The 4,485-nt window shown below is 64.9% G+C and carries 7 protein-coding genes and 1 pseudogene; 5 read left to right on the top strand and 3 right to left on the bottom strand.

Annotated elements, in window-relative coordinates; all coding sequences use genetic code 11:
* Window positions 1–516: 516 nt before the first annotated feature.
* Complete coding sequence (locus tag K940_RS33275; RefSeq protein ID WP_028479126.1) at window positions 517–714, bottom strand: hypothetical protein; 198 nt, start codon at window positions 712–714, stop codon at window positions 517–519.
* Between the two features lie 213 nt (window positions 715–927).
* On the opposite strand from K940_RS33275, the gene K940_RS31135 reads away from it, so the two are divergent.
* Entirely contained in the window at window positions 928–1,116 is a 189-nt protein-coding gene (locus K940_RS31135; protein ID WP_028479125.1) for a hypothetical protein, read from the top strand.
* Window positions 1,117–1,403: 287 nt separating this feature from the next.
* Here the strand turns inward: K940_RS31135 and K940_RS0121305 are convergent, their stop codons facing one another.
* A complete protein-coding gene (locus K940_RS0121305; protein ID WP_155981052.1) occupies window positions 1,404–2,282 on the bottom strand; it encodes a hypothetical protein in 879 nt (292 codons plus the stop codon).
* Between the two features lie 44 nt (window positions 2,283–2,326).
* On the opposite strand from K940_RS0121305, the gene K940_RS33985 reads away from it, so the two are divergent.
* The 4 genes from K940_RS33985 (at window position 2,327) to K940_RS0121285 (ending at window position 4,231) form a co-directional block, all read left to right on the top strand.
* Window positions 2,327–2,449: a hypothetical protein gene (locus K940_RS33985; RefSeq protein ID WP_255342615.1), complete on the top strand. Its 123-nt coding sequence runs from the start codon at window positions 2,327–2,329 to the stop codon at window positions 2,447–2,449.
* Between the two features lie 205 nt (window positions 2,450–2,654).
* Window positions 2,655–2,798, top strand: coding sequence for a hypothetical protein (locus K940_RS32625; protein WP_155981051.1), 144 nt, complete (start codon window positions 2,655–2,657; stop codon window positions 2,796–2,798).
* 22 nt (window positions 2,799–2,820) lie between these two features.
* Entirely contained in the window at window positions 2,821–3,399 is a 579-nt protein-coding gene (locus K940_RS0121290; protein ID WP_028479123.1) for a recombinase family protein, read from the top strand.
* A gap of 208 nt (window positions 3,400–3,607) precedes the next feature.
* Window positions 3,608–4,231 (top strand): hypothetical protein, encoded by a 624-nt coding sequence (locus tag K940_RS0121285; RefSeq protein ID WP_028479122.1) that lies wholly within the window; start codon window positions 3,608–3,610, stop codon window positions 4,229–4,231.
* A 36-nt stretch (window positions 4,232–4,267) separates the two neighbouring features.
* Here K940_RS0121285 and K940_RS33270 read toward each other — a convergent pair.
* A pseudogene (locus K940_RS33270) lies at window positions 4,268–4,485 on the bottom strand (IS630 family transposase); the annotation flags it as partial.

The raw sequence follows: 4,485 nt of genomic DNA, 5'->3' as shown, positions 1-4,485 counted from the left end.
CGGCCTCGCAACGCTACAAACGCCACAAGCAGCGCTGGAAGCGCTACGAGAAGCAGCGCCCCGGCCACCATGTGCAGATCGATGTGAAGTTCATCGAACCGGTCACCACTGCGGCCGGGCGACGCAAGCGCTTCTACTAGTACACCGCCATCGACGACTGCACCCGGCTGCGGGTGCTGCGTGTCTATCCCCGCTCGGACCAGAAGACCGCGATCCAGTTCCTGGACTACGTCCTGTCCCGGTTGCCGTTCCAGGTCGAGAAGATCCAGACCGGCAATGGTGCGGAGTTCCAGTCGGTCTTCGGCTGGCACGTGATCGACCAGGGTATCGGCCACACCTACATCAAGACCCCGGTCCGCCACGACGATCTACGTCTACTTCGGCGGCGTCCGCCCGTTCATCGAAGAATGGGCCACCCGCTACAGCCACCTGAGGGAAGTCACCCGCTCCGACGTCGTCACCGCACTGGAGCCGCTGCTCGGCTCACAACACGCCAACGCCACCAAAGCCCTGCGATCACTGTTCCGGTTCGCCCGAAAACACGGCCTGACCTTCACAAACCCGACCACCGGGCTCAAGGCGCACCAACCCGACCCCACCCTGATTCGGATGACGGACGACGAGATCCACGCCGTCGAACAACTCGCGGCCGACCCGGCCGGACAGGTCATCATCGCCCTGGCCGCCGAGAACGCCGCCCGGACCCGGGGACATACGCCACCTGGCACTCGACGACCTCGACCTGAACAACCGACGCGTCACCCTCGCCGGTCGCCGCCAGCGACTCGGCGATCTTGGACACCGGGCATTGCGGCTCTGGCTCGACCACCGCCGCACCTCCTGGCCCCTCACGACGAACCCGCATGTCCTGGTCAGCCCAAAGACCACGCACGGCACCGCTCGAGCCAGAGGTTCGTCAACTTGCGCATGCAGCGCACCGGGTGCAGCGTCGACCGCATCCGCCGCGACCGGATTCTCCACGAAGCCCTCACCGCAGGACCGGATCCGCTGCACCTGTCGCTCGTCTTCGGGATCTCCCACAACGCAGCCATGCGCTACGCCACCGCCGCCGAACACCTGCTCAGCGACGAACTCGAACAACAGCCGGAGAAATAGTCGGGACCCGAACCGCTAGGTTTGATCGAACCCACGGCCCTTTCGACTCAGTAGCGCCGAAACACGCCGAGTTCCCGCCGAAACGGCTTCAATACGGCTGAACCCACGGAGGACGTGCCGGTAAGGATCGTGTCACCAGCCGCAAATCAGGGCGAAGGCCGAGCGTAGGTGCGGTAAGGATCGTGTTAATCAGGTATTCGGTACGAGACTCTGTCAGTCGACAGATACCGAAACGCCAGACCTGCTCACGAAAACCATCCCGCGAAAACCACCCCCGGCCGTGTGTTCTACGTCGGCGTGGCGAGGAGTTCGTCAACTCGGCGGCGGCCTCCCGGTCCGGTCTCGAAGAACCAGTCGCCATCGCCATCGATGTAGACCGGGGCTTGGCCGATCGCGTCGAGCAGAGCGTGCACACGCGGATACGGCGCGGCGCGGACACGTTCGACGATGCCGGGTTTGCGCCACCATTGCAGCGCCCCGGCGGCGAGGTTGAGCCCGGTGCGACGAAAGTCCTCAGCGACACCGGGCCCGATGGCGTGCACACCGGTGGTCAGGACATCGCCGTCGTCGGCGACGACCGTATAGTCCAGGATCAGTTCCTCACGGGGAACCGCCATGTGAACCCCAGGAAGCAGCCGACCTTGCGCCAACGCCTCACGTGATGCCTGACTGCCACCGATCGAGGTCGCCATGCGCCCGATCACCGGCAGTGGCATCGACGCGCGTACTTCCGGATACTGAGTAACGGTCGCATCGACCCATCGGCCGGATCCGGGAAGCCACAACACGCAGTGCGCGCTGAAATCGGTTCCCTCCCAATGCAGTGCACCGCCACCGTAACGAGTGATCGGGCCTCTCGTCCTGTGGCCGACCACGAGTTCGACGGGCGTGGGTCGCGCGGTGACGCCGATCGCTTCGTAGGCGTGATGCAGTGTCATGGCCGCCGAGACGCACACATTGGCCGGCACTCCGGCCGAGTGGTGCAGCCACAGCATCGGCGGCAGCAACTCCACCAACTGATCCGGCGGTGCCGAGGCCAACATGTTCGCGATGAGCGTCGGCGGCATACCGAGTTTCCCTGGCGAGTAGCTGCCGCGTGATCGTGTCGGCTTCGCGGCAGATCTGGCGAGTCCGCCTTTTGGTTTGCGCCCCTTGGACTTCGGCATCGGCGAACCGCCCCTTCGCAGTCAGATCGTGATCGACTATCAGTATGGGCGCGGTCACCGACAAGGGCGCCCGCTTCAGTCACGAAGCCTTCGCGCCGGATTTCCAGTGTTCGGAAAACGAGGGTCTGCCGAACACTCATGCAAGAGTGGAGCGGGACGACGTGTGACAAGTCAGCCGCGGCACACTCACACAGAGGAATCGACCGCTGCGAACCTTCGTCTCGATACCAAGGTTCCGCGACACCCCGGCGAGACCTTTACCGCCGGAACGTAACCCCACGTCGGACAGTCTCGTATTCCTATCTCGAAATTATGTCGCAAAACAGCGTCACGTGATAGAATTATGAGACTACTACCCGAGGGAGACCCATCATGGCGATCGACACCGCGAAACTGGCCGAGATCGAGGCCCGGCTGACCGACGATGTGCTCACCGACAAGGAACTCGTCACCGCGCTGCACGCGGCGGGCCTGGCCGAGACCGCGCGGGTGCTGCGCGGCGCACTGCGGCCGTGACCACCGGACGGGCAGTCCTGTAATGGATCTCGGCTACGCCCGGGTCTCCACCACCCACCAAGACCTCGAACGCCAACTCGTCGCCCTCGATGAACACGGGATCCCCGACGAACGGATCTACGCCGACAAGAAAACCGGCGCCACCATCGACCGGCCCGAGTTCAAGAAGATGCTGACCTACGCCCGCGACGGCGACACGATCGTGGCGACCAACCTCGACCGACTCGGCCGCAATCTCCGAGAGTGCCTCAACGTCATCCACGACCTGAGCGAACGCGGCATCGGCGTGAAGACACTGCGCGATCCGCTGCCGATCGACACCACCGACACCTCCGGCATGGCCGAACTCAGCGTCGCGATGCTCGCCCTGTTCGCACACATGGAACGTGTGTTCATGCGGGAGAGGGCCGCTCACGCCCGGGAAGTCGCTGCCGCCCAAGGTAAACAGCCCGGCCGGCCCCGCAAACTCAGCCCCGCCCAGCTCGCCGCGGCCCGAGCAGCGCTACGCGAGGACCAACCCGTCGGGCAGGTCGCCGAAGCATTCGGCGTCTCACGCGCCACCCTCTACCGCTACCTCGCCCAGAACACAGAACAGATATAGATGGAAAAGCAAGGAGTGACCCGATGGCCCGCCTCATGTCGGTGGCGCTGACCGAACACACCGGAGAGCACCGTGACCCGGATCGAGTGGAGCTACCTGGATCCTGCCGGCGAGCAGGGAACCCTGCTGTAGCAGCGGGTCCGGCACCCATGAAGACCCCGGTACTCGTCAGGTGTACCGGGAATCGGAAGAAACGAAAGAGTGAGTAATGAACTGGGAGAACAACCTCCGCGCCGCCGACCCCGAGGTGCTGGCGATCGCGCAGCACGATTGGGACGAGTGCCGAGCGAGTTACGGACCGAGGGCGGTGATGTGGGCCGATACCCTGCGGGTCGCCGCGTTCGGCGGCGCCACCGGTGGCGAACCGTGCGGGCACGGCGCCGGATTCCGACTGCCGACCGAACTGCTACTGGAGATGCCCGGCCCGCTTGCGCTGGCGCTGACCGACGCGCAGCTGGGGATGCCGGAGGGGCCGTGGCCGGAGTGGGCACGAACCGAGCATCCGATCGACTGGCCCACCCTGATCGCCGACGATCCGGAGCATCTGACCTGGAATCATGGGATGCTGGCCGCGAACCTGGGCGCCACCGGCGACAGTGTCGCCGCAGCGTACCGGCTCCTGCACGACCACGACCTCCACCCCTACATGGATGTGTGCCTGTGGCTGGCACCGGACGGGCGATTCTCCGTCGAGCCACTGGCACTGTTCACCGTTCACGAGGTCGACCCCGAACTGCGTCGCGAGGTCGACGACATCCTCGTGGCCGGCGGGCGCCCGCGCGACCGACTGCGGGACGACGACGAGCCCGGGTCCTGGACGCTGGACGCCTGAAACCCCGAACAGCAAAGGCGAACTCGAGATCGCCTACTAGTGTCCCGCGCCTGGAATTCGTTTCAAATATGAGGTGAGGCGTTCGAGGATCTCGTCAGCGGTCTTGGTCCACACGAACGGTTTCGGGTCCTCGTTCCAGGCAGCGACCCAGTCACGGATCGATTTCTCCAGCGCGGCAACACTTCTGTGGACGCCGCGGCGGAGTTGCTGGTCGGTCAGCAGTCCGAACCAGCGTTCCACCTCGTTGAGCCAGG

Source organism: Nocardia sp. CNY236 (genome assembly GCF_000482385.1).
Lineage (GTDB): Bacteria > Actinomycetota > Actinomycetes > Mycobacteriales > Mycobacteriaceae > Nocardia.
The sequence above is the reverse complement of the archived record's forward strand: the minus strand, read 5'-3'. Positions and strand labels throughout refer to the sequence as shown.

What these genes read in the sequence shown, in the direction of transcription:
- K940_RS33275 (WP_028479126.1), bottom strand. Translation starts at nt 714, where the DNA reads ATGTCCCCGGGTCCGGGCGGCGTTCTCGGCGGCCAGGGCGATGATGAC.
- K940_RS31135 (WP_028479125.1), top strand. Translation starts at nt 928, where the DNA reads ATGCAGCGCACCGGGTGCAGCGTCGACCGCATCCGCCGCGACCGGATT.
- K940_RS0121305 (WP_155981052.1), bottom strand. Translation starts at nt 2,282, where the DNA reads ATGCCGAAGTCCAAGGGGCGCAAACCAAAAGGCGGACTCGCCAGATCT.
- K940_RS33985 (WP_255342615.1), top strand. Translation starts at nt 2,327, where the DNA reads ATGGGCGCGGTCACCGACAAGGGCGCCCGCTTCAGTCACGAAGCCTTC.
- K940_RS32625 (WP_155981051.1), top strand. Translation starts at nt 2,655, where the DNA reads ATGGCGATCGACACCGCGAAACTGGCCGAGATCGAGGCCCGGCTGACC.
- K940_RS0121290 (WP_028479123.1), top strand. Translation starts at nt 2,821, where the DNA reads ATGGATCTCGGCTACGCCCGGGTCTCCACCACCCACCAAGACCTCGAA.
- K940_RS0121285 (WP_028479122.1), top strand. Translation starts at nt 3,608, where the DNA reads ATGAACTGGGAGAACAACCTCCGCGCCGCCGACCCCGAGGTGCTGGCG.